Genomic DNA, 24,759 nt, shown 5'->3' on the forward strand with positions numbered 1-24,759 from the left:
ATTTTAATCGCATATATGAAATATGCGTTTATTTACTAGATTCAATTTAACCCGCGGTTCCACCCAAATTAGTGTGTACACTCGCTTTAAAATATCATTTAATTGTAGCCATTGTTACTTGTTAAGCTTTCACTATCCTTAACTCGCTTTAAATTCAATTTTAATGTATTGGTAGTTTTTAAGCAAGTAAATATATGTATTTGTAGCAATTAAAAATTCAATGTATAATTAAGAAGAATGAATAAAGGGGTGAGTGTTATAGAACTAAGTAAAAGGCAACAACAAATAGTTGAAATTGTAAAGAATAATGGGCCTATCACAGGTGAACATATTGCTGATCGTCTTAGTTTGACTAGAGCTACTTTAAGGCCTGACCTAGCAATACTGACAATGTCTGGTATTTTAGAAGCTCGGCCACGAGTAGGTTATTATTATTCGGGTAAGCCACAGAATAAATTAATTGCTGATGAGTTAAAACAGTATGTTGTAAAGGATTATGCATCTCACCCTGTCGTCGTCAAAAGTGAGATGTCGCTTTATGATGCAATTTGCACCATCTTTTTAGAGGATGTTAGTACATTGTTTGTCATTAACAATGATGGGGATTTCATAGGCGTTTGTTCTCGTAAAGATTTACTGAGAGCATCAATGATTGGTGATGATATACATACGATGCCAGTTAATATTATTATGACGCGTATGCCAAATCTGAGTTTTGTACTTGAAGATGAACGTGTCATACATGCTGCAAATCTAATGATTGAGAAAGAAATTGATTCTTTACCAATCGTTGTAAAAAAAGATAATGGTAAATATGAAGTAAAAGGTCGTATATCTAAAACTACGATTACTAAAATCTTTGTATCATTACTAAACGAATAGGTGGTATTAAATAAATGGAAAATATAAAAATAATTGTTGCATCAGATTCTGTTGGGGAAACGGCAGAACTTGTTGCTAGGGCTTGTATTTCACAATTTAACCCTAAGCAATGTGATAGTGAAATCAGTAGGTATCCTTATATAGAAGCTTTAGAAAATGTAGACGAAGTGATATCGGTTGCCAAAGATACTGAAGCTATAGTGGTTTATACACTCGTTAAACCAGAAATCAGAAAATACATGGAAGCTAAATTAGCAGAATATGAAATTAAATCTGTGGATATTATGGGACCATTGATGAATATATTGTTAGATAAAATTGATGAACAACCTTATTTTGAACCAGGTTTAGTCCATCAATTAGACGAGGCATATTTCAAAAAAATTGATGCAATTGAATTTGCAGTTAAATATGATGATGGTAAAGATCCAAAAGGTTTGACAAAAGCAGACATTGTATTGCTAGGTATTTCTAGAACATCTAAAACGCCATTATCACAATATCTAGCACATAAAAGTTACAAAGTCATGAATATACCAATTGTACCAGAAGTAACACCACCAGATGATTTATTTAATATGGATGCTTCCAAATGTATCGCATTAAAGATTAGTGAGGAAAAATTAAATAAGATCCGTAAAGAAAGACTTAGACAACTTGGCTTAGGTGATAGTGCAAGATACGCTACAGAACAACGTATTGAAGAAGAGCTTAATTACTTTCATCAACTAGTTGAGAAGATTGGTTGCCCAGTAATCGATGTTTCAGATAAAGCGATTGAAGAAACAGCAAATGATATTATCAGTCTAATTGAGCAAAATAATTTCAAAAATTAACAAAAACTATTATAATAGTATAACTAATGTTTAATAGGTGATAATATTGAAAATCGATCAATCCACGATAAATGAAATAAAAGACAAGACGGATATACTTGATTTAGTTAGTGAGTATGTGAAGTTAGAGAAAAGAGGACGCAATTATATAGGTTTGTGTCCTTTTCATGATGAAAAAACCCCTTCATTTACAGTTTCTGAAGATAAACAAATCTGCCATTGTTTTGGCTGTAAAAAGGGTGGAAATGTCTTTCAATTTACGCAAGAAATAAAAGATATTTCGTTTGCAGAAGCAGTAAAAGAACTAGGTGACAGGGTTAATATCAAAGTAGAAACAGGTCAAAGTAGCGCTGAATATGCTAATGGACATCAAGTTGCATCAGATGATTTACAAATGATTGAAATGCATGAATTAATGCAAGATTATTATCATTATGCTCTGAAAAAAACTGTTGAAGGTGAAGCTGCATTAAAATATCTAAAAGAACGTGGTTTCACTGATGATTTAATAGACTCAAGGAAAATTGGTTACGCACCTAATAACGCTCACTTCTGTCATGATTTTTTAAAGAAAAAAGAATATGATATTCAGTTAGCGTATGAATCTGGACTCTTATCACGGAATGAAGAGAATTTCAGTTATTATGATCGATTTCGCGATCGGATTATGTTTCCTTTAACGAATGCTCAAGGGAGAACTGTAGGTTATTCTGGTAGAACATATACAAATCAAGAACCAAAATATTTAAACAGTCCAGAAACACCTATTTTCCAAAAACGTAGATTACTTTACAATGTTGATAAGGCAAGAAAATCAATAAGAAAAAATGATGAAATTATCCTATTGGAAGGCTTTATGGATGTCATTAAAGCAGACCAAGCTGGATTGAAACAAGTAGTCGCTAGTATGGGAACACAGATTTCAAATGAACACACCACTTTTATTAAAAAGTTGACGACCAATGTTACTTTAATGTTTGATGGAGATTTTGCGGGTACTGAAGCTACATTAAAGTCAGGACAAGCTTTATTACAACAGGGCTTTAATGTATTTGTAGTTCAACTTCCTAAAAATATGGATCCAGATGAATATATCGCTAAACATGGTGCAGATGCTTTTAATTATTATGTTGAGCATGAGAAAAAATCCTTCATCATATATAAAATACACACGCATCAAGATGAAATCGAAAATAATGATTTGGCATACGAAAGATATTTAAAAGAAATAACAAATGATATTTCGTTGATGCAATCAACTATTTTACGAAAAAAGATATTGCAAGAAGTATCTGAGTTGTTTAAAGTTAGCTTGGATAGTCTAAATAGTGAAGTAGGACACCAACAAGATTATTATCAACCTCATAGTTATCAAGCACCAGTTGTTCCGCAATTTCAAAATTTGAATAAGCGTGAAAAAGCAGAACGCGCTTTGTTAAAACATTTTATGAACGATAAAGACACTTTCTTGAATTTTCATAAATTACTTCAAACTGAGGACTTTACAAATCAGTATTTTAAGCGTATATTTAATATTTTACACGAGTTTTACTCTGAAAATGATACGTTTAATATTAGTGACGTGTTACAGTACATCGATACCAATGAAATTAAAGAAGCATTTATATCATTAGATAACTATATGATAAATGAAGAACCTTATGAATATGAAATCGATGACTATATTAACACATTAACTACTAATAGAAATGAAGAAACGATTGAATCGCTTAACCAAAAGTTACGAGAAGCTTCAAGATTAGGTGATTTAGAACTGCAAAAATATTATTTAGAAAAAATTGTAAATCACAATAAAAATAGAATGAATTAAAAGTTTTATGTATTTCTCTGTAAATTTATAGGATTGCTAAGATGTATACTAATTAAATATTTTGAGTAGATTTCACTAATTTTATCTATAAAATATTTTGATATCAATTTGATATTATATTCGGGAGGCCTTTTCATGTCTGGAAATAAAGTTAAAGTTAAAAAGCAAACGATTGATCCATCTCTAACTTTAGAAGATGTAAAAAAACAATTGGTTGAAAAAGGTAAAAAAGAAGGACACTTAAGTCATGAAGAAATAGCAGAAAAACTGCAAAATTTTGAAATGGACTCTGATCAAATGGATGAACTATTCGATCAATTAACTGATAATGATATAAGTTTAGTTAACGAAAAAGATAGTTCAGATCAAGACTCAAAATTGAACCCTAATGATTTAAGTGCACCTCCAGGCGTAAAAATAAATGATCCAGTGCGTATGTATTTGAAAGAAATCGGACGTGTTAATTTATTAAACGCTCAAGAAGAAATTGAATTAGCAAAGAGAATTGAGCAAGGTGATGAAATTGCTAAGTCGCGTTTAGCGGAAGCTAACTTACGTCTTGTCGTAAGTATTGCTAAAAGATATGTGGGTCGTGGTATGCTTTTCCTAGATCTTATTCAAGAAGGAAATATGGGGTTAATTAAAGCAGTAGAAAAATTCGACTTTAATAAAGGATTTAAATTCTCGACTTATGCAACTTGGTGGATTCGCCAAGCAATCACACGTGCAATTGCTGACCAAGCACGTACAATTCGTATCCCAGTGCATATGGTAGAAACAATTAATAAATTAATACGTGTGCAAAGACAATTATTACAAGATTTAGGTAGAGATCCTGCTCCTGAAGAAATTGGGGAAGAAATGGACTTACCACCTGAAAAAGTAAGAGAAATCTTGAAAATTGCTCAAGAACCAGTGTCACTCGAAACACCAATCGGGGAAGAAGATGACAGCCATCTAGGTGATTTTATTGAGGATCAAGAAGCACAAAGTCCTTCTGATCACGCTGCATATGAATTATTAAAAGAGCAATTAGAAGATGTATTGGATACATTAACTGATCGAGAAGAAAATGTATTACGCTTGCGCTTTGGATTAGATGACGGTCGTACTCGTACTTTAGAAGAAGTAGGTAAAGTATTTGGTGTTACAAGAGAACGTATCCGTCAAATAGAAGCAAAAGCACTTAGAAAATTAAGACACCCAAGTAGAAGTAAACGTCTAAAAGACTTTATGGACTAATATCTAAGTATTCAACATAAATTGGAAACCACATGTTATTGTTTATTAAATAGTTTGGGCAATAACTGACTGATTTCTAAATTCACTCATACTAAGTATTTTGAAATCAAGTCATCTTTGTAGGGCGAGATAGAAATCTAATTTTACTTTTAGATCTCTATCCCGCTCTTTTTACATATATAAGAGGAGTAAATATATGATTCCATTAAATCAAAGATTAAAAAAGGTAAGTACATATATTCAAGGAGATTGTCTAGCTGATATTGGTTCAGATCATGCATATCTGCCAATCTATGCAGTTGAAAATAATTTGATTGATACAGCAATAGCTGGCGAGGTGATTAAGGGGCCATTTGATGCTTCTGTAAGAAATGTACGTGACTATCAATTGAGTAATAGCATCGACGTTAGACTAGGAGATGGATTATCTGTTATTAAAGCAGATGATCATATTACATCTGTATCCATTTGTGGCATGGGAGGTCCGTTAATTGCTAAAATATTGACTGAAGGTGCGTCAAAATTAAAAGATCAACCAAGACTTATATTACAAAGTAACATTCAGTCAGGTGCAATACGTGAACAGCTTGTAAAATTAAATTATACTATTTGCGCAGAAGATATTTTAGAAGAAAAGGGACATATTTATGAAATCCTAGTAGCTGATTATAATGAAAAAAGCGTAGCAATGACAGAAAAGGAAGTGAAATTTGGACCTAAACTTCTTGAAAACAAAACTGCATTATTTTATAAAAAATGGGAGCGAGAACGTGCTGCTCTGATAAAAATAAAAGATAATTTGGATTCCGATATGCATAAAACACGTTTAGCAGAAATTAATAAACACATTAATTTAATTAACGAGGTGATTTAGATGAATATTGAAAGATTATTGAAGGTCATTAATAAACATGTTCCATTTAAAACTGCAGAATCTTGGGATAATGTAGGCTTGTTAGTTGGAGATAAAGAAGCTAAAGTTTCAGGTATAATCACTGCACTAGATTGCACAGAAGATGTAGTTAACGAAGCACTGACGAATCAATGTAATACAATAATATGTCATCACCCACTTATATTCAAAGGTATAAAACACATTACGCAAGAAGAGGGATATGGATCGATTTTGCGTAAGCTAATAAAACAGGATATAAATTTGATTGCTTTGCATACCAATTTGGATGTTTATCCTAAAGGGGTTAATGCAATGCTAGCTAATAAACTCAAGTTAGATAACCAAACCATATTGAATCCTGAAATACAATCTTATTATAAAGTTCAAGTCTTCATACCTAAAGATCATTTGTCTGGATTCAAACACAAATTAAGTGAAGCAGGATTAGCAGAAGAAGGAGACTATCAATATTGCTTTTTCGAAAGTCAGGGCAATGGACAATTTAAACCAATTGATGGAGCAGATCCTCATATTGGTGAGCTAAATCAAATTACAACCGTTGCAGAATATAAATTAGAATTTATGATTGACGAAGATCAGAAACAATTAGCACAACAACTTATCATGAAATATCATCCTTATGAGACACCTGTTTTTGATTTTATAGAATTACAAAAAGAAGCAAGTTATGGATTAGGGATGAAAGGACAGCTTCAAGAACCAATGAATGTGAAAACATTTGTAAAGCATGTGAAGACACAATTAAAACTGTCTAGTGTAAGATTTACTGGTGATATAAACACGAATATTGAAACTGTAGCTATTATAGGTGGATCAGGTATTGGTTTTGAATATGATGCTGCTAATAAAGGTGCAGATATTTTTGTGACAGGAGATGTTAAACATCATGATGCATTAGATGCGAAAATCGGAGGTCTTAATTTATTAGATATCACTCATTACAGTGAATATGTGATGAAAGAAGGTTTGTGTGATTTATTAGCAGAATGGTTATGTAACGAAGAAATCACATATAAAATCATACCTTCTCAACTTAATACGGATCCGTTTTTATACTTATAATTATTGCATCAACAAGGAATCCAGTGTTCTAATATCTTTTGAATAGCGATTTCTTTCATATTGAGTGGCTAAAAATAAATACGGAAATGTTTTTTTGAAATATAACAATGGTGAGTCTTACCAACATTTTATGCTAAGTACTGACATTAAAACGTTTGAATCGTAACCACGCAGTTTCAAAAGTAATACTAACATACATTCGTATTATACAATAAAAATAGCACATAAGTACCTATAAACATAAGAGGCCGCGACTCGTAAAGATGTCCCGGTCTCTATTGAAGTTTAAAGATATTTCGTGTATTTAATAATTTAGTTCAAAATTATAGCACAATGCTTTATAATAGATAAGATGAAGATTTAAGGAGGCCAAGACATGGCAAATCACCCATTTGAAAAATTTAATTTAGAGCCAAGTTTAATTGACGCTGTGAAAGATTTGAATTTTAATCAACCAACTGAAATTCAGACACGTGTCATACCAAAGATAATTAAACAAGTGAATTTAATTGGTCAATCGCAAACAGGTACAGGCAAATCACATGCCTTTTTGTTACCATTACTTAATTCAATTGATATAGACTATAAAGAACCTCAAGCGATTGTCGTTGCGCCAACGCGTGAACTAGCACAACAACTTTTTGATGTTGCTAGTCATTTAACAAGATTCAAAGAAGAAGTATCTGTAAAACTCTTTATAGGTGGAACAGATATTGAAAAAGATCGTAGTCGCGCTAAGAACCAACCACAACTTATAATTGGCACACCAACACGTATCAATGATTTAGCTAAACATGGGGATTTACATGTACACTTAGCTTCTTATTTGGTGATTGACGAAGCAGATTTAATGATTGATTTAGGGTTAATAGATGAAGTGGACTATGTAGCGACAAGATTAGATGAAAGTGCACATATAGCTGTTTTTAGTGCAACGATTCCCAAATCATTGCACCCATTTTTAAATAAATACTTAGAAAATCCAGAATTTGTTGAAATTGAAAATACAGAAAAAAATAAGAAAAACATTGAATTTTATCTAATACCTACTAAGGGCGAAGCTAAAATAGAAAAAACATTAAAACTTATCGATATATTAAATCCATATCTGTGTATTATATTTTGTAACAGTAGAGAAAGTGCTGATGCATTAGCAAATCAATTGAATGCTGCAGGTTTAAAATTAGGAATGATACATGGTGGTCTTACGCCTAGAGAACGTAAACAACAAATGAAACGAATAAGAAACTTAGAATTCCAATTTGTAATTGCTAGTGATTTAGCGTCTCGTGGCATTGATATCGATGGTGTAAGTCACGTGATTAATTTTGATGTTCCTAATGATATTGATTTCTTTACACATAGAGTGGGACGTACAGGACGTGGTCAATACAAGGGAGTAGCAATTACTTTATATAGTCCAGATGAAGAGCATAATATTGCATTAATTGAACAAAGAGGTTATCATTTTGAAAATGTTGATATCAAAGATGATGAATTAAAACCTATAAAAGCACATAATATGAGACAATCGCGTAAAAATAAAGATGATCATTTAACTAATCAATTAAAATATAAAGTTAAATCAAATAAGAAAAAAGTTAAACCAGGATACAAAAAGAAATTCAAACGTGATTTAGATGATTTAAAACGTAAAGAACGTAAACAATTTAGTAAACAAAAGAGTCGTCAAGATAGAAAAAATAGAAAAGGATAGGTGTATATTATGTTATTAGGATCACATGTATCTATGAACGGTAAAAAAATGTTAGAAGGTTCAGCTGAAGAGGCATATAAATTTGGCGAATCAACTTTCATGATTTATACGGGTGCACCTCAAAATACAAGAAGAAAACCTATCGAAGAATTAAATATTGAAAAGGGACACGAAGTGATGAAAGCCCACGGACTTTCAAACATTGTTGTTCACGCGCCCTATATTATAAACATTGCCAACACAGTCAAACCACATGTTTTTGAATTAGGGGTTGAGTTTCTACAGAGCGAAATTGAACGTACTCAAGCACTAGGTGCACAAGATATTGTTTTACATCCAGGTTCTCATGTAGGTGAAGGAACAGATGTTGGTATTAAAAAAATAATAGAAGGTTTAAACGAAGTTTTAACTAACGATAATAATGTAAGAATTGCGTTAGAAACAATGGCAGGCAAAGGTTCTGAAATAGGTAGAAACTTTGAAGAACTTGCGCAAATTATAGATGGCGTAAATCATAATGAACGATTATCGGTTTGTTTCGATACATGTCATACACATGATGCCGGTTATAACATAAAAGAAGATTTTGATGGTGTATTAAATGAATTCGATAAGATAATTGGTATTGATAGAATTAAAGTAGTACACGTCAATGATAGTAAAAATGATATCGGTGCGCACAAGGATAGACATGAAAATATTGGTTTTGGATATATAGGCTTTGATGCATTGAATTATGTAGTACACCACGATGTATTTAAGGATATTCCTAAAATACTCGAAACACCTTACGTGGGTGAGGATAAAAAAGATAAAAAGCCACCATATAAATTAGAAATCGAAATGTTAAAACAGCAAAAATTTGATTCTGATTTAAAAAATAAAATTTTAATTCAATAGTGCTTAATACAAATGAAGATTAAATGAGTAAGTGTGTGATTTCTATGTCAATTATAGATTTCAAATGCTTACTCTTTTTTTATTAATTCGTAAACATTACTATTTACATATTGAAACGGACGTTGTATAGTAAAGAACGAGGTGAAAACATGTCTACACCAGTATTCGAATTAAAAAATATTGATTATTATTTTGACAATAAGCAAGTACTCGAAAATATAAATATCAGGATTAATAGAGGAGAGTTTGTTGCAATTGTAGGTCCAAATGGTGCCGGTAAATCAACACTATTAAAGATTATTTTAGGCTTATTGCCTATCCAAAAAGGACAAATTTATGTGGAGGGTAATGATTATAATGGTAAGCAATCATTATTAAAAATAAGTTATGTTTCACAAAAAGCACAAGCATTTAAAGCAGGGTTTCCAGCAAGTGTTAAAGAAGTAGTTTTAAGCGGGCTAACAAAGCGCAAAAAATTGTTTCAGTGGTTTAATAAGAGAGATGAACAAAAAGTTGAAGTTGTATTAAAAAGATTAAACATTGAACATTTGATTAATAAAAATATTGCAGAATTATCAGGTGGACAACAACAGCGCGTATTAATAGCTAGAGCTTTAATCAGTAAACCGTCAGTATTAATATTAGATGAACCAACGAGCGGCATTGATGCGAAACATGTAAGTGAATTTTATGAAACATTGGAAACACTTAAAAATGAAGGCGTAACGATTATACTCGTTACTCATGATATAGGTGTTGTAGCAGATACCGCTACGGAAGTTGCTTGTCTAAATAAACATTTACATTTTCATGGTACAACTGAAGACTTTAAATCGTTAGATGAAGTAGAAATTTCAAAAATTTATGGTCATCCAATTCAATTCGTTGATCATCAACATAGTAGGGAGTGTTGTTCATCATGATAGAGGCCTTACTTAATTTTGATTTCATGAGATATTCACTAATCAGCGGAATATTAATAGGATTAATAGCACCATTAATAGGTGCTTTTATTGTTGTACGAAGACTATCCTTGATTGCAGATGCATTAAGTCATGTGACACTTGGTGGCATTTCTTTTGGTATGTTTATTGTTACAATACTTCCTGCCTTTGTGTTTATTAATCCAATGTGGTTTGGAATATTGTTCGCAGTTGTTGGTGCTTTACTAATAGAGAATTTAAGAACGTCTTATAGTAATTATCAGGAAATTGCAATTCCAATTATCATGAGTGCAGGCATTGCATTAAGTGCTATATTTATATCACTTGCAGATGGATTCAATCAGGAAATTGTTGGGCTATTATTTGGCTCTATTAGTGCCGTAACATTAAGTGACTTAATGACTATTATAGCAATCGTGATAATTGTGCTTATATTTATTTTCTCATTTTATAAAGAATTATTTATACTATCATTTGATGAAGAATACAGTAAAGTCATTGGTATTCCAAAATGGATTCAATTTTTATTTATCATTATTGTGGCAATGGTTATATCCGCATCAATGCGTGTCGTAGGTATCTTATTAGTAAGCGCCTTGATTACATTGCCCGTAGCTATATCAATGAGATTAACAAAAGGATTTAAACAATTAATCCTATTAAGTGTAGTCATCGGTGAATGTTCTGTTATAGGAGGTCTAATCTTAGCATTCTATATGAATATATCTCCAGGTGGTGTAATTGTTGTCTTACTAGTACTTATTTTAGCAATAACGATGATATATCAAAAATTAAAAGCAAAATCGATTAAAGGAGTTGCTAATAATGAAAACTGAAGAAGCCATTAGTATTATTAAAAATAACGGTCATAAATATACAAATAAAAGAAGAGAAATGATCGATATTTTTGTAGAAGAAGATAAATATATCAATGCAAAAATAGTTCAACAAAAAATGGACAAGCATTACCCAGGTATCTCATTTGATACCATTTATAGAAATTTACATTTATTCAAAGATTTAGGTATAGTTGAAGGCACTGAACTTGAAGGAGAAATGAAGTTTAGAATCGCATGTACTGATCATCATCATCACCATTTTATTTGTGAATCATGTGGTGATACAAAGGTGATTGACTTTTGCCCAATCGAACAAATTAAGGCGTTTTTACCAAAAGTAGATATCCATACACATAAACTAGAAGTTTATGGTATTTGTGAATCATGTCAAAGAGCATAATACACAATTGTAATTAACCGATTAGTTCATGTAAAAAGTGACAATTTTCATTCATTCTACGATTTCAATTTAGATTAAACATAGGCCATTAGTATGAATTAAACTGAATTTTTAAAATTGTATGCTAATCATGTTTAAATAAAGTGTTTTTGAGATATACTAATAAAGTAACTAAAGATGACAACTACTATTTTATGACTGTACAATTAATATATAAGCATATTAATTGTTGTCATCATTAATAATTGTTATGCTTTATTTAAAGATTAATTAGGAGGATGATTATTTATGGCTTTTGAATTACCAAATTTACCTTATGGTTTTGATGCGTTAGAACCACACATTGATAAACAAACAATGGAAATTCACCATGACAAACACCATAACACTTATGTAACTAAATTAAATGCAGCAGTAGAAGGAACTGATTTAGAATCTAAATCAATCGAAGAAATAGTTGCAAACTTAGACAGTGTTCCAGAAAACATTCAAACAGCTGTTCGAAATAATGGTGGTGGGCACTTAAACCACTCACTATTCTGGGAATTATTAACTCCAAACTCAGAAGAAAAAGGTACTGTTGTTGATAAAATTAAAGAACAATGGGGCTCTTTAGATGCATTTAAAGAAGAATTTGCTGATAAAGCAGCAGCTCGTTTCGGTTCAGGTTGGGCTTGGCTAGTTGTAAATAACGGTAACTTAGAAATCGTTACTACACCAAACCAAGATAACCCATTAACTGAAGGCAAAACACCTATCTTAGGATTAGATGTTTGGGAACATGCTTATTACCTTAAATACCAAAATAAACGTCCAGATTATATTAATGCATTCTGGAATGTTGTAAATTGGGAAAAAGTTGATGAATTTTATAACGCTGCAAAATAATTGCGCGGACAATTATGACGGCCTTTTAAAGGGCCGTCATTTTTTTTAACTAAAATAATAGAAATATTTACTAATTTCATATATCATTTGTAGTGAGAACTATTGAATAGAGGTATGCTGTTTTGCTAAAAAGATTAAAAGAGAAATCAAATGATGAAAAAATAAGAAATACGATGAATAAAAGAATCAGCTTCATATTTGGAGTAATTGTATTCATTTTTGCGATAATTGTTTTGAGATTAGGATATTTACAAATTGCACAAGGTTCTCATTATAAACAACTCATTAAAAATAGTGAAAACTTAACTGTAAATGAAGCGGTTCCTAGAGGTCGTATCCTCGATAGGAACGGTAAAGTCCTAGTTGATAACGCTTCTAAAAAAGCTATTACATATGCTCGTGGAAGAAAGACTTCGCAAACAGAAGTGTTAAAAATTGCGAAAGATTTATCAAAACTCATTAAAATGGATACTGATAAAATTACGGATCGAGATAAACAAGATTTTTGGATTCAATTACATCCAAATAAAGCTAAGGATTTAATGAGAAATGAACAAGCTCTATTAGATGATGGCAGTATTACACAAGACGACTATGATAAATCCTTATATAAAAAAATAGGCAAAAAACAAATCGACACGTTAAATGCGAAGGATTTACAAATTCTAGCAATTTATAGAGAAATGATGTCAGGTTCTGCACTCGACCCACAAACTATTAAGAATGAAGATGTGAGCGATAAGGAGTATGCAGCTGTTTCTCAAAAATTATCTGACTTACCAGGAGTTAATACAACAATGGATTGGGATAGAAAATATCCATATGGTGATACATTAAGAGGTGTTTTTGGAGATGTTTCTACAACTGAAGAAGGCATACCAAAAGAATTGACCGAAAAATATTTGGCCAAAGGTTATTCTAGGAATGATCGTGTTGGTAAGTCTTACTTAGAATACCAATATGACGATATATTAAAAGGTAAGAAGAAAGAAATGAAATATACTACAGACAAGTCAGGCGAAGTCATTGATTCTAAAGTGATTAATCCTGGTTCACGTGGTGATGATCTTGTATTAAGTATTGATGTTGATTTACAAAAGAAAACAGAAGAATATTTAGAAAAACAAATATCAAAATTACGTAGTGAAGGTGCTAAAGATATGGACAACGCATTGATTGTTGTTCAAAATCCAAATAACGGCGATATCTTAGCAATGGCTGGTAAACAAATTGATAAAAATGGTGATTTAACTGATTATGATATCGGTACATTCACTTCTCAATATGCAGTGGGATCCTCTGTAAAAGGTGGCACGTTACTCGCTGGATATCAAAATAAAGCGATTAATGTAGGAGAAGAAATGATTGATGAACCACTTAAATTTGCTGGTGGTTTAACAAAACATTCATATTTCAACCAAGATGGTAAAATAAAAATTGATGATAGAGAAGCATTAATGCATTCATCAAATGTGTATATGTTTAAAACTGCATTAAAATTAGCAGGTTCACCGTATACGCCAAATATGTCTTTACCAACAGATATTACCAACGCAGGGCAAAAATTACGTAAAGGTTTAAATCAGGTTGGATTAGGTGTAAAAACAGGGATAGACTTACCAAATGAAACGAATGGTCAAATTGAACCATTAACTGACAATCCTGGTAATTATCTTGATTTGGCTATCGGACAATATGATACTTATACACCGATGCAATTATCCCAATATGTTTCAACTATTGGTAATAATGGTTATAGAGTACAGCCACATGTTGGTTTAGAGATTAGAAAAGCAACAAATAAAGATACATTAGGTCCTGTAAAAGAGAAAGTTAAAGGCAATGTGCTTAACAAAGTAAATAATAGTCAAACTGAACTTGATGAAGTACAAGAAGGATTTAAAATGGCATTTAATGAAAAAGACGGTACTGGTTACCAAAGCTTTAAAGATACAGAAGTACCATCAGCAGGTAAAACAGGAACAGCAGAAGTATTTCAAGATGGTGAGCCAAGAGTTAATTCAACATACATTGGTTACGCTCCAATCGAGAATCCAAAAATCGCTTTTTCAATTGTATATACTAATCAACCCGTACCTGAACCCTGGTTAAATGGTGGTGATTTAGGTAGAGACGTCATCGATTATTATTTCAAAGAAAAATCTAAAGATTGATATTTTAGTATTGATATATTTGAAAATACTGATATAGTCGTCTTTAATAAAAAATAATACTTTTCAATTTTATAACTAAATGGTATGATTAATAGGTCGTATTTTGAAAAGGTAAGGAGGAATTAGCATGCGCGTAAACGTAACACTAGCTTGTACAGAATGTGGAGAAAGAAACTACATTACTACAAAAAATAAACGTACTAATCCTGAACGTATAGAAATGAAAAAACACTGTGCACGTGATAACAAACACACTATGCACCGCGAAACAAAATAAGTAATATTTTGAACCAGATTCTAATCGAATCTGGTTATTTTTATATCTTTTTATATAGATGATTTAAACTGTCGTTTATCTATTTATTTTTATAAAATTATAGTGCTTAAAATTGCAGTTTAATGACATTATAATTCATTAACGTTATAATAAATAAAGTATGAATTACGGGAAGGTGTTCGAATGGATAAAACTTCATTGAGAAGAAATAATATTGAATTGATGAAATCTTTTATGCAAAATCAACATAATAAACAACACGCTGATCAATTTTTGGCTAATCATTTTTTTAATACGAATGAGTATAATGGAGCTTCTCGTATTGGTATTGTTTTATCTATGCCACATGAAGTTGATACATATCCCATTATTAAACAGATGTTAGTTGATGGAAAACAAGTTTTTGTGCCCGAAACCAATTATCAATCACGTGAAATGGTATTTAAACATCTCGATGATTTAGACAATATTGCCCCAGATGATAAAGGGATTAATCACGTAAATAGTCAAACAGAAATTTCAAATGAGTTAGATTTATTAGTTGTTCCTGGTGTAGCATTTAATAACAGTGGTTTCAGAGTCGGTTATGGTGGTGGTTACTTTGATAAGTTTTTAAATTCACATCATCATCCAACTTTGAGTTTAATTTATGATTTTCAACTATGTGAATTCGAAGTTGAATCACATGATCGACCTGTAGAAAAATTAATTATAGCGACAACAAGATAATGGAGGAGAACATGGTTACAGAGAAACATTATTGGAAGTGTATTTATACTTGGATTAAATATCTTAATTATCATGTTGTACATAAAAATCAAGATACGAATGAAGTTTGGTTAGCTAATCAACGACAACGTAGTGTTGTAATATTTAAATATGGTGCTAATTCAACACAAGAAGTAAGATTTGATAAAAGTAGGATATTAGAAAATCAAAGCAATATTACAGGCTTGCTGGGTTTTGAACCTAAGTATTATGAGTTGCTTATTTTTACAGATAAAACATTCACAGATGAAAATTTAAACGAACATCATCCTATAAATTTAAAAATAAAGATTATTAGAGAAGAAAACCATATTGAGCGTATGCTACCAAATGTGTTTATCAAACAATTTTATAAAAGAAATACCAAGCATACTAAATCTTATTATAAGCAACGTGCTTTAAATACAAATCCAATTGAAAAGCATATGCTTAAATTCTCACCAGTTACGTATAGTTTAATCTTTATCAATGTAATAATCTGGTTATCAATGGTCTTGTTTTTAAATCGCTTTTCAGATTTGAAACTATTAGATTTAGGTGGTTTGGTTCATTTTAATGTAGTTCATGGTGAATGGTACAGGTTAGTGACATCTATATTTCTACATTACAATTTCGAACATATTTTAATGAATATGTTGAGTTTATTTATATTTGGTAAAATCGTTGAATCAATTGTTGGCCATTGGCGTATGTTAGTTATCTATTTAGTAGCTGGTTTATTTGGTAATTTTGCTTCTTTATCGTTTAATACAGATACCGTTTCGGTTGGTGCTAGTGGTGCAATTTTTGGATTGATTGGTGCTATTTTTACATTTATGTATATAGGCCACCAATATAATCGCAAACTTATTGGACAGCTATTAATTGTACTTATAATTATGATTGGTTTGTCTTTATTTATGCAAAATATCAACATCGTCGCTCATATCGGTGGTTTTATAGGTGGATTACTGATTACTTTGATGGGATATTATTTTAAAGTAAATAAAACATATTTTTGGATTATCTTGATTATTATACTTATTTTATTTTTAGCTGCTCAGGTTAGGATATTTACAATTAAGGAAGATAATATTTATAACAGCATAATAACTAAAGAAATGAAAAATGGTCATTATGATGATGCTAAAGATATGGTCCAACACACAATAAATAAAAGCTACGCAGACGATGAAACATATTATTTAAATGGTTTAATTAAGACGACGCAAGATTCTAAAGCAGAAGGTATCGCTTCTTGGGAAAGAGGACTACGACTTTTTCCGGATTCAGGTATCTTAAATTATCAATTAGCAATTGCTAATAGGTCATTAGACAATAGCGATAAAGCTAAAAAATATATAAAAAATGCTTTGAAAGCTGATCCAAACAATAGAGACTATATTAATTTAAATAAGGAATTGAGCGATTCAAGTGATTCAGAAAATTAATACGTTTTTTGACGTGCAACAACTTTTGAAAAAGTTTGGCTTTATAATATACTTTAAAGATAAGGCTGATATGTATGAAATGATGGAACAAGAGATAAAATCTTTGTATGATTATAGGCTAATATCAAAAGACGAGTATTTAAAATGCAGATTAATAATTAGCCAGAGAAGGAGCAAGTAATATATGAATAAAATCATTCTAGCAGCAGATATAGGTGGTACAACTTGTAAATTAGGTTGTTTTGATGAGAATTTAAACCAAATTTCAAAATGGTCAATAAACACAGATACATCTGATGCAACGGGTAATCAATTGTTGAAAAATATTTATGACTCTTTTGTAGCATATGTTGATAAATCTGAACACACTTTTTCAGATGTTTTAGGCATTGGGATTGGTGTACCTGGTCCAGTTAATTTTGAAACAGGTGAAGTTAATGGCGCGGTAAATTTATATTGGACAGAAACAGTCAATGTTAGAAATATTTTCCAACAATTTGTTGATTGTCCAGTTTACGTTGATAATGATGCTAACGTTGCTGCTTTGGGGGAGAAACACAAAGGAGCAGGTAATGGCTCTGAGGACGTTGTTGCTATTACATTAGGCACTGGACTCGGCGGAGGAATAATTTCAAATGGTGAAATCGTACACGGTCACAATGGATCTGGGGCTGAAATCGGCCATTTCAGAGTTGATCATGATCAGCGTTTTAAATGTAACTGCGGTAAATCAGGATGTATTGAAACTGTCGCCTCCGCTACTGGGGTAGTGAACCTCGTCAACTTTTATTATCCAAAATTGACTTTTAAATCTTCTATACTTCAATTGATAAAAGATAATAAAGTGACTGCAAAGGCAGTTTTTGATGCAGCAAAAGAAGGCGATCAATTCTGCATTTTCATTACTGAACGAGTGGCTAATTATATCGCTTATTTATGTAGTATTTTAAGTGTTACTAGTAATCCAAAGTACATTGTTTTAGGTGGTGGCATGTCAACTGCAGGATTGATTTTGATTGAAAATATTAAAACTGAGTATCATAACCTAACTTTCACGCCTGCACAGCAAGAAACCCAAATTGTCCAAGCACAACTTGGTAATGATGCTGGCATCACTGGAGCAGCAGGATTAATTTATACTTATGTAATAGAAATGGATGGTGTTAAATAATGGCAATTGTAGATGTAGTAGTTATACCAGTTGGTACTGAGGGGCCAAGTGTAAGTAAATATATTGCTGAAATCCAAACTAAACTTAAAGAATATAAAGCACTAGGAAAGATTGACTATCAACTAACACCTATGAATACGTTGATAGAAGGTGACTTGAAAGATTTATTTGAAGTTGTACAAGCAATCCATGAATTACCTTTCGATAAAGGTTTAGAACGAGTGTGTACAAATATTAGAATAGATGACAGAAGAGATAAATCTCGTAAAATGAACGACAAACTAGAATCAGTCCAAAAACATTTAGATTATGGAGGACAAGAATAATGAAAATATCAAGTTTAACTTTAGGGTTAGTTGATACAAATGCTTATTTTATAGAAAATGAGCAAAATGTTATTTTAGTTGATCCTGCGAGTGATAGTGACTTGATTATTAAAAAGTTAAATCAAATTAATAAACCACTTTCCGCAATTTTACTAACACATGCACATTTTGATCATATTGGTGCATTAGATGAAATTGTAGAGAAATATCAAGTACCTGTTTTTATGCATCATTCAGAATTTGATTTCTTAACTAATACTGAGAAAAACGGTTCTGAAAAATTTAAACAGTATGGTCTACCGCAAGTAATCAGCAATGTAACGCCACAGCCCTTATCAGAAGGGACTAAGAAGATTTCTGACTTTGAGTTTAATGTACTTCACACGCCTGGTCATTCTCCCGGAAGTTTGACATTTGTATTTAATGAATTTGCTATAGTTGGTGATACATTATTTAAACAAGGTATAGGTAGAACTGATTTATATAAAGGAGACTATGAAACTTTAGTAGATTCAATACTTGATAAATTGTTTTCTTTAGAAGATGACTTACCACTATTTCCAGGACATGGTCCTTATACTACTGTGGAAGATGAACAGTTAAATCCTTACTTACATGGCTAACGCTCTCTCTTAATTCCATTTAAAGTTTCAAAAAAATAAAAGTAATTTATCCACCTCTTACGTGTAAATATGTAGGAGGTGGATTTTTTTGAAACTTTTATTTAATAATATAATAAAAAAAGCCATCAGCACGAATGCTACAGATATACACTTTATTCCAACAGACGACAAAATAGATATTAAATTTAGACTTTTAGATAAACTTGCACCAATTGAATCAATACAACATCATGTATATTTAAAGTTATTAACTTATATGAAATACCAAGCTGGACTAGATGTTTCAAAGCATAATGTAGCTCAAAGTGGAAGACACATATATAAATTAAAGGAAATTTACTTTTTAAGAATATCTACATTACCTTTATCACTTGGCATAGAAAGTTGTGTAATTAGAATAATTCCACAATACTTTCAAAAAGGTGATGGTACGACAAATCTAAGTGAATTATATAAATTAATGAATAAAAAGCAAGGGTTAATAATGTTCAGCGGTCCAACAGGATCTGGTAAGAGTACATTGATGTATCACATGCTTATATATGCCAAAGAAACTTTAGCTTTAAATATCATAACTATCGAGGATCCTGTTGAGCAGATAATCTCAGGGATTACACAAGTATCAATAAATGAAAAGGCAGGTATAAATTATACTAATACTTTTAAAGCAATTTTAAGATGTGACCCTGACATTATTTTAATAGGTGAAATTAGAGATGATTCAATCGCTAAATGTGCAATACAGGCAAGCTTGAGCGGTCATTTAGTATTAACAACTATTCATGCCGATAATTGTAAGGGCACTTTACTACGTCTTCAAGAAATGGGCATTACAATGCAAGAAATGAGCCAGTCATTATTAAGTGTTATAAACCAAAGGCTTATCACAACCTATAATAATGAACGAAAGTTGATTTATGAACAATTAAACAAAATACAAATAAAGCATTTAATTGATAATAATTTCGCATTGCCCAACTCTTTTTTTAATTTATCCACTCAATTAACTCAATTAGCAAAAGAGGGTGTTATTTGTGAAGAAACTAAGGACCGATATATTTAGATTTAAAAAATTCTTTCTTTTAAGCGAAAAAAGTAAAATAGTCTTACTAATAAAACTAAAAGATTTGTTGGATCATGGTTACACGCTATCTGAAGCATTTCTATTCATCATTCAATATACAAATATTAGAAGTCTTCATTTACAATCACAAATTAAACTAGCATTAAATAATGGTGCAAATTGCGCCCAAATATTAAAATTACTAAATTATCCTAAAGCCATCGTAACTTTAATTCACTTCGCAGAAATATTTGGAGATTTAACAATCACTTTACCACATGCTTATGAGTTTTTAGTAAGAAATTATAAATCAAAACAACGCTTTTTAAAAACCATACAATATCCCTTATTATTACTAATAATTTTTATGATTATGCTAATTATCTTAAACCATACAATCATACCAGAATTTCAAAATCTATATAGCAATATGGATGTAAGTATTTCACCGTTACAATCTTACTTATCTTTATTTATATCAAACTTACCTACTTTTCTCCTTTATTGTACAATTTTCCTCGTTTTAAGCACGCTTAGTTTCTTAATTATATTCAGAAAGGCACCTATAGTAACCAAACACAAATTAATTTTAGCAATACCCATTATTTCTAAATTTTTTAAACTATATAAAACTTATTGCTTATCTACTGAATTATCTTTGTTTTATAAAAATGGTATAACATTACAAAAAATTGTTGATATTTATGCTAAACAAAAAGATGAATACTTAAATTATTTAGCAAATGAAATTTCGACAGGTACGCAAAATGGATTAAATTTAAGTGAAGTGTTAAAAAAACTACTTTGTTTTGAAAAAAATTTAATTAGCTTTGTTGAAGAAGGAGAGAAAAAAGGAAGATTAGAAATCGAAATGAAAATATATAGTGACATCTTACTTGAGCAAACAGAACAATTAATTCATTTAATTATAAAATTTATTCAACCAGTTATATTTTCCTTGATTGCAATATTAATAGTGTCACTATACCTGGTTATTATGTTACCAATGTTTGATTTAATGCAAACAATTAAATAACTTTGAATAGAGGAAATTAAATTAACTATGAAGAAATTAAATATTAGTAAAAATGCTTTTACATTAATAGAAATGTTACTCGTATTATTGGTTATTAGTTTATTATTAATATTAATAATTCCAAATATTGCAAAACAATCATCTCATATACAAAGTACAGGATGTAAAGCGCAGATTAAAATGATCGATAGCCAAATTGAAGCTTACACATTAAAGTTCAATAAAAAACCCAATTCTATTGATGATTTAATTGCAGAAGGATATATTAAAGAAAATCAAAGCAAATGTAGATCTGGCTCATCGATCACTATCAATAATGGTGAAGCTGTTGCAAATGAATAAAGCTTTTACTTATGTCGAAATGCTTTTCGTATTATGTATTGTCAGTTTACTTTTATTTATACAAGTATCTAACGTCAGTATCATTTCTAATAATAGCATTAGTCATGAACAACAAAAAATTAACAACTTGATAATGCAATTCAACTATATAAAATCAAAAGCTATAAAAGAAAACCAGTCTATCACGCTTCTCTTCAATGACTACTCTAATAAAGTTATTGTTAGAGAACAATTTACTACTAGTAAAACAATCCATACTATTAAGTTGCCCCACAACTGCTTTATACATCCTCGTACAAACTTACATTTCATTACCTTTAATAAATCTGGAGAAAGAAATAAATTTGGCAGTCTATATATAAAGACAGTAGACTCACTTTATAAAATTATATTTCATATTGATAAAGGACGTATAAGATATGAACAAATTTAATATGAAAGGATCATTATTTGTTGATAGTCTCTTATCATTTTCAATGATTACTTTTATTTGTGTCTTATTTATACCTATGATATTACAATTAAAATCAAATATTCAAATTAAAACCAATGAAATAGAATTAAGTAGGGTGTTATTGAATTCACTTCATCATTACAATAAAAAAGAACTAAAAACTGGTATCACTATTGATAGGTACAAACTGAAATTGGATAACAACAAAATATGTATAACTAAAAAAGGGGAGAAATATGAAAAATGTTTCTTTAAATAGCTTGAAAGCTTTCACATATATAGAACTCTTATTTTCTCTTTTTATATGCATTCTTATTTTGTCAATCTTACCAACATTATTTAAAACCACAGGCAACCTCAATGAACAAATAATGAATAGTCAGGAAATTGATTTGGCATTTTTTTCAAGAGATTTTACACAAGATTTAATTCAAGATGATGCATACATTGATGTAAATCAGTCTAATCATCAACGTGTTGTAATAAAAAATAAACATAAAAGCATTGTTTATCAATTTGTAAATAAAAAAATTATTAAAACAATAAATGGAAAAGGTAATATAACATTATTATACAAAGTTGGCAGTGCTAAATTTAAAATCATTAATGACAAATATATAGTTATTTATTTAAAAATATTGGAGAAAGGCAACTACTATGAAAAGAAACTTATTTTTTAATCGTTCAGCATATATGTATCCTTTTATGATGGTGATATTTATGCTATATTTATCTTTAATAACTATTTATACATTTCAAATCGGTATACAATTAAAAACTTTAGATAACATTGAATCATATTATAAAAAACAAATAAATACTTACATAAAAAAGGACGTTAATTTTGAATAATAATAAAATTGAACCCTTAATACTTATTGGCTTTATGGGGACAGGTAAGACAACATTAGGTAAATATTTAGCCAAAATGAACCAACTTTCATATATTGATTTAGATGAACATATAGCAACTCAGGAAAAAAGTTCTATTCCGGACATTTTTAAAGCTATAGGTGAAAGTGGATTTAGACAATTAGAATTTGAATATTTAAAAAAGTGTATTCAAAATTATGATATTATTTCAACTGGTGGTGGAATTATCGAAGGTGACCAATCATTTGAAATTTTAAAAAAACAGCCAAAAGTGATTTGGTTAGATTGCGATATAAGTATTGTTTACAACAGAATAAGCCATGACAGTAATAGACCAAATGCAAATAATAAATCGTTATTTGAATTAAAAAGCTTGTATTCATCCCGGTTTTCAAGATATAATGAAATCGCATTCATAAAAATAAATAGTAATCAGTCTCTTTCAGTTCTACAAAGTGAAATCATGGAAGAGATAGTTTGCGAATGATCAGTATTAGAGAGAATGGATCGTTATGTATCATATAACTGTTTACCATCGCCGAAGGTGCAAGTTTTTACGAAACTCTCAGGCAAAAGGATAATACTGTAACGCATTCCTGGAATATTAAAACAGGGTAGTTAAGGCTACTCTGTTTTTTTAATATATAAAAATCATTAGGAGGTTTCTTCATGTCCAACGAACTTAAAAAAACACCACTTTATCAAACATTTGTAGATAGTGGTGCTAAAATCGTAGAATTTGGTGGATGGGCGATGCCAGTCCAATTTTCTAGTATTAAAGAAGAACATAACGCTGTTAGAACTGAAATAGGCTTATTTGATGTAAGTCATATGGGCGAAATTATTATTAAAGGGCCAGATGCTGCTAAGTTGGTTCAATATTTACTTTCAAATGATACTGAAAACTTAACTACTACTAAAGCTCAGTATACTGCTTTATGTAATGAAAATGGTGGCATTATAGACGATTTAATCACGTATAAACTAGAAGAAAATGTTTATCTTTTAGTAGTTAACGCAGGAAATACTGAAAAAGACTTCGAATGGATGAAGAAAAAATCAAGTGAATTTGAAGCTGAAGTACTCAATGTCTCAAGTGAATATGGTCAGTTAGCAATTCAGGGGCCAAAAGCACGTGATTTAGTTCAACAACATGTAAATACCAATATAATTGAGATGAAGCCGTTTGAATTTAAGCAAGATGTTGATTTCTTCGGTAAAAATATCATCCTTTCACAATCTGGCTATACAGGTGAAGATGGATTTGAAATATATTGTGCTGCGGATGATGCGCCATATTTATGGAATGAAATACTTAAATATAATGTGACGCCATGTGGTTTAGGTGCCAGAGACACATTGAGATTGGAAGCTGGATTGCCATTACACGGACAAGATTTAAGTGAAACAATCACACCTTATGAGGCAGGAATTGCATTCGCTGCAAAACCATTAATTGAAGCTGATTTTATAGGTAAAGACGTCTTAAAGGATCAGAAAGAGAATGGATCTAAACGCAGAACTGTAGGTCTAGAAATGATTGATAAAGGTATTCCACGAACAGGTTATGAGGTATACGATTTAGATGGTAATCAAATAGGTGAAGTTACTTCAGGAACACAATCACCTTTAACAGGTAAATCTATTGGACTAGCATTAATCGATCGAAATGTTTTTGAAATGGGAAAAGAAGTAATTGTTCAAGTTAGAAAAAGACAAGTTAGAGCTAAAATTGTCAAAAAAAATCAAATTAATAAATAATTCA

General features: G+C 30.6%; 27 protein-coding genes and 1 riboswitch. All 27 genes read left to right on the forward strand.

Annotation, left to right across the window (positions count from 1 at the left end; all coding sequences use genetic code 11):
* Positions 1-237: 237 nt before the first annotated feature.
* Complete coding sequence (gene ccpN, locus BTJ66_RS06615) at positions 238-882, forward strand: transcriptional regulator CcpN (protein WP_099090182.1); 645 nt, start codon at positions 238-240, stop codon at positions 880-882.
* 14 nt (positions 883-896) lie between these two features.
* Entirely contained in the window at positions 897-1,718 is an 822-nt protein-coding gene (locus BTJ66_RS06620) for a pyruvate, water dikinase regulatory protein (protein WP_099090183.1), read from the forward strand.
* Positions 1,719-1,764: 46 nt separating this feature from the next.
* Positions 1,765-3,549 (forward strand): DNA primase, encoded by a 1,785-nt coding sequence (dnaG, locus tag BTJ66_RS06625; protein ID WP_099090184.1) that lies wholly within the window; start codon positions 1,765-1,767, stop codon positions 3,547-3,549.
* Positions 3,550-3,684: 135 nt separating this feature from the next.
* Entirely contained in the window at positions 3,685-4,791 is a 1,107-nt protein-coding gene (gene rpoD, locus BTJ66_RS06630) for an RNA polymerase sigma factor RpoD (protein ID WP_099090185.1), read from the forward strand.
* 196 nt (positions 4,792-4,987) lie between these two features.
* Positions 4,988-5,665, forward strand: coding sequence for a tRNA (adenine(22)-N(1))-methyltransferase (locus tag BTJ66_RS06635; protein ID WP_099090186.1), 678 nt, complete (start codon positions 4,988-4,990; stop codon positions 5,663-5,665).
* Entirely contained in the window at positions 5,666-6,769 is a 1,104-nt protein-coding gene (locus BTJ66_RS06640; RefSeq protein WP_099090187.1) for a Nif3-like dinuclear metal center hexameric protein, read from the forward strand. It begins immediately after the preceding gene.
* A 376-nt stretch (positions 6,770-7,145) separates the two neighbouring features.
* Positions 7,146-8,486: a DEAD/DEAH box helicase gene (locus BTJ66_RS06645; protein ID WP_099090188.1), complete on the forward strand. Its 1,341-nt coding sequence runs from the start codon at positions 7,146-7,148 to the stop codon at positions 8,484-8,486.
* Between the two features lie 9 nt (positions 8,487-8,495).
* Positions 8,496-9,386, forward strand: a complete 891-nt coding sequence (locus BTJ66_RS06650; protein WP_099090189.1) for a deoxyribonuclease IV — start codon at positions 8,496-8,498, stop codon at positions 9,384-9,386.
* 149 nt (positions 9,387-9,535) lie between these two features.
* Complete coding sequence (locus BTJ66_RS06655; RefSeq protein ID WP_099090190.1) at positions 9,536-10,309, forward strand: metal ABC transporter ATP-binding protein; 774 nt, start codon at positions 9,536-9,538, stop codon at positions 10,307-10,309.
* Positions 10,306-11,166 carry a metal ABC transporter permease gene (locus BTJ66_RS06660; protein WP_099090191.1) on the forward strand — a complete coding sequence of 287 codons (861 nt, stop codon included), beginning with the start codon at positions 10,306-10,308 and terminating at the stop codon, positions 11,164-11,166. Before BTJ66_RS06655 ends, BTJ66_RS06660 begins: the two co-directional genes overlap by 4 nt.
* A complete protein-coding gene (locus tag BTJ66_RS06665) occupies positions 11,156-11,569 on the forward strand; it encodes a Fur family transcriptional regulator (RefSeq protein WP_099090192.1) in 414 nt (137 codons plus the stop codon). Before BTJ66_RS06660 ends, BTJ66_RS06665 begins: the two co-directional genes overlap by 11 nt.
* A gap of 288 nt (positions 11,570-11,857) precedes the next feature.
* Positions 11,858-12,457 (forward strand): superoxide dismutase, encoded by a 600-nt coding sequence (locus BTJ66_RS06670; protein ID WP_099090193.1) that lies wholly within the window; start codon positions 11,858-11,860, stop codon positions 12,455-12,457.
* A 122-nt stretch (positions 12,458-12,579) separates the two neighbouring features.
* Positions 12,580-14,631, forward strand: coding sequence for a peptidoglycan D,D-transpeptidase FtsI family protein (locus BTJ66_RS06675; protein ID WP_099090194.1), 2,052 nt, complete (start codon positions 12,580-12,582; stop codon positions 14,629-14,631).
* 127 nt (positions 14,632-14,758) lie between these two features.
* Positions 14,759-14,908 carry a 50S ribosomal protein L33 gene (gene rpmG, locus BTJ66_RS06680; protein WP_002483181.1) on the forward strand — a complete coding sequence of 50 codons (150 nt, stop codon included), beginning with the start codon at positions 14,759-14,761 and terminating at the stop codon, positions 14,906-14,908.
* A gap of 183 nt (positions 14,909-15,091) precedes the next feature.
* Positions 15,092-15,637, forward strand: coding sequence for a 5-formyltetrahydrofolate cyclo-ligase (locus tag BTJ66_RS06685; protein ID WP_099090195.1), 546 nt, complete (start codon positions 15,092-15,094; stop codon positions 15,635-15,637).
* An 11-nt stretch (positions 15,638-15,648) separates the two neighbouring features.
* The gene (locus tag BTJ66_RS06690) at positions 15,649-17,106 is read left to right on the forward strand and encodes a rhomboid family intramembrane serine protease (protein ID WP_099090196.1); all 1,458 of its coding nucleotides are present in this window, start codon (positions 15,649-15,651) and stop codon (positions 17,104-17,106) included.
* Positions 17,090-17,287 carry a YqgQ family protein gene (locus tag BTJ66_RS06695; protein ID WP_099090197.1) on the forward strand — a complete coding sequence of 66 codons (198 nt, stop codon included), beginning with the start codon at positions 17,090-17,092 and terminating at the stop codon, positions 17,285-17,287. Before BTJ66_RS06690 ends, BTJ66_RS06695 begins: the two co-directional genes overlap by 17 nt.
* 3 nt (positions 17,288-17,290) lie before the next feature.
* Positions 17,291-18,277 (forward strand): glucokinase, encoded by a 987-nt coding sequence (locus BTJ66_RS06700; protein WP_099090198.1) that lies wholly within the window; start codon positions 17,291-17,293, stop codon positions 18,275-18,277.
* Complete coding sequence (locus tag BTJ66_RS06705; RefSeq protein ID WP_099090199.1) at positions 18,277-18,603, forward strand: MTH1187 family thiamine-binding protein; 327 nt, start codon at positions 18,277-18,279, stop codon at positions 18,601-18,603. The genes BTJ66_RS06700 and BTJ66_RS06705 overlap by 1 nt, the downstream gene beginning before the upstream one ends.
* On the forward strand, positions 18,603-19,226 hold the full coding sequence (locus BTJ66_RS06710; protein WP_099090200.1) for an MBL fold metallo-hydrolase: 624 nt from the start codon (positions 18,603-18,605) through the stop codon (positions 19,224-19,226). The genes BTJ66_RS06705 and BTJ66_RS06710 overlap by 1 nt, the downstream gene beginning before the upstream one ends.
* Before the next feature lie 88 nt (positions 19,227-19,314).
* Complete coding sequence (gene comGA, locus BTJ66_RS06715; protein ID WP_099090201.1) at positions 19,315-20,289, forward strand: competence type IV pilus ATPase ComGA; 975 nt, start codon at positions 19,315-19,317, stop codon at positions 20,287-20,289.
* Complete coding sequence (gene comGB / locus BTJ66_RS06720) at positions 20,261-21,325, forward strand: competence type IV pilus assembly protein ComGB (RefSeq protein ID WP_099090202.1); 1,065 nt, start codon at positions 20,261-20,263, stop codon at positions 21,323-21,325. Before comGA ends, comGB begins: the two co-directional genes overlap by 29 nt.
* 27 nt (positions 21,326-21,352) lie before the next feature.
* Complete coding sequence (comGC, locus tag BTJ66_RS06725; protein ID WP_099090203.1) at positions 21,353-21,667, forward strand: competence type IV pilus major pilin ComGC; 315 nt, start codon at positions 21,353-21,355, stop codon at positions 21,665-21,667.
* A gap of 19 nt (positions 21,668-21,686) precedes the next feature.
* Entirely contained in the window at positions 21,687-22,100 is a 414-nt protein-coding gene (locus BTJ66_RS13960; protein WP_099090241.1) for a competence protein, read from the forward strand.
* A gap of 257 nt (positions 22,101-22,357) precedes the next feature.
* Complete coding sequence (gene comGF, locus BTJ66_RS06740; RefSeq protein WP_099090205.1) at positions 22,358-22,801, forward strand: competence type IV pilus minor pilin ComGF; 444 nt, start codon at positions 22,358-22,360, stop codon at positions 22,799-22,801.
* A 206-nt stretch (positions 22,802-23,007) separates the two neighbouring features.
* Positions 23,008-23,481, forward strand: coding sequence for a shikimate kinase (locus BTJ66_RS06750; protein WP_153043324.1), 474 nt, complete (start codon positions 23,008-23,010; stop codon positions 23,479-23,481).
* A riboswitch (glycine riboswitch) is annotated at positions 23,478-23,585 on the forward strand. (Overlaps the previous gene by 4 nt.)
* 78 nt (positions 23,586-23,663) lie before the next feature.
* Positions 23,664-24,755, forward strand: coding sequence for a glycine cleavage system aminomethyltransferase GcvT (gene gcvT, locus BTJ66_RS06755; protein WP_099090208.1), 1,092 nt, complete (start codon positions 23,664-23,666; stop codon positions 24,753-24,755).
* Positions 24,756-24,759 lie beyond the last annotated feature (4 nt).

The organism is Staphylococcus edaphicus (genome assembly GCF_002614725.1).
GTDB lineage: Bacteria > Bacillota > Bacilli > Staphylococcales > Staphylococcaceae > Staphylococcus > Staphylococcus edaphicus.

Excerpts from the sequence above, each read along its gene's own strand:
- comGC (WP_099090203.1), top strand. The coding sequence starts at position 21,353 with ATGAAGAAATTAAATATTAGTAAAAATGCTTTTACATTAATAGAAATG.
- ccpN (WP_099090182.1), top strand. The coding sequence starts at position 238 with ATGAATAAAGGGGTGAGTGTTATAGAACTAAGTAAAAGGCAACAACAA.
- BTJ66_RS06660 (WP_099090191.1), top strand. The coding sequence starts at position 10,306 with ATGATAGAGGCCTTACTTAATTTTGATTTCATGAGATATTCACTAATC.
- BTJ66_RS06750 (WP_153043324.1), top strand. The coding sequence starts at position 23,008 with ATGGGGACAGGTAAGACAACATTAGGTAAATATTTAGCCAAAATGAAC.
- BTJ66_RS06640 (WP_099090187.1), top strand. The coding sequence starts at position 5,666 with ATGAATATTGAAAGATTATTGAAGGTCATTAATAAACATGTTCCATTT.
- BTJ66_RS06645 (WP_099090188.1), top strand. The coding sequence starts at position 7,146 with ATGGCAAATCACCCATTTGAAAAATTTAATTTAGAGCCAAGTTTAATT.
- BTJ66_RS06620 (WP_099090183.1), top strand. The coding sequence starts at position 897 with ATGGAAAATATAAAAATAATTGTTGCATCAGATTCTGTTGGGGAAACG.
- BTJ66_RS06690 (WP_099090196.1), top strand. The coding sequence starts at position 15,649 with ATGGTTACAGAGAAACATTATTGGAAGTGTATTTATACTTGGATTAAA.
- BTJ66_RS06650 (WP_099090189.1), top strand. The coding sequence starts at position 8,496 with ATGTTATTAGGATCACATGTATCTATGAACGGTAAAAAAATGTTAGAA.
- BTJ66_RS06635 (WP_099090186.1), top strand. The coding sequence starts at position 4,988 with ATGATTCCATTAAATCAAAGATTAAAAAAGGTAAGTACATATATTCAA.
- comGF (WP_099090205.1), top strand. The coding sequence starts at position 22,358 with ATGAAAAATGTTTCTTTAAATAGCTTGAAAGCTTTCACATATATAGAA.
- gcvT (WP_099090208.1), top strand. The coding sequence starts at position 23,664 with ATGTCCAACGAACTTAAAAAAACACCACTTTATCAAACATTTGTAGAT.
- BTJ66_RS06670 (WP_099090193.1), top strand. The coding sequence starts at position 11,858 with ATGGCTTTTGAATTACCAAATTTACCTTATGGTTTTGATGCGTTAGAA.
- rpoD (WP_099090185.1), top strand. The coding sequence starts at position 3,685 with ATGTCTGGAAATAAAGTTAAAGTTAAAAAGCAAACGATTGATCCATCT.
- BTJ66_RS06700 (WP_099090198.1), top strand. The coding sequence starts at position 17,291 with ATGAATAAAATCATTCTAGCAGCAGATATAGGTGGTACAACTTGTAAA.
- BTJ66_RS06705 (WP_099090199.1), top strand. The coding sequence starts at position 18,277 with ATGGCAATTGTAGATGTAGTAGTTATACCAGTTGGTACTGAGGGGCCA.
- BTJ66_RS13960 (WP_099090241.1), top strand. The coding sequence starts at position 21,687 with ATGCTTTTCGTATTATGTATTGTCAGTTTACTTTTATTTATACAAGTA.
- rpmG (WP_002483181.1), top strand. The coding sequence starts at position 14,759 with ATGCGCGTAAACGTAACACTAGCTTGTACAGAATGTGGAGAAAGAAAC.
- BTJ66_RS06655 (WP_099090190.1), top strand. The coding sequence starts at position 9,536 with ATGTCTACACCAGTATTCGAATTAAAAAATATTGATTATTATTTTGAC.
- BTJ66_RS06710 (WP_099090200.1), top strand. The coding sequence starts at position 18,603 with ATGAAAATATCAAGTTTAACTTTAGGGTTAGTTGATACAAATGCTTAT.
- BTJ66_RS06665 (WP_099090192.1), top strand. The coding sequence starts at position 11,156 with ATGAAAACTGAAGAAGCCATTAGTATTATTAAAAATAACGGTCATAAA.
- BTJ66_RS06685 (WP_099090195.1), top strand. The coding sequence starts at position 15,092 with ATGGATAAAACTTCATTGAGAAGAAATAATATTGAATTGATGAAATCT.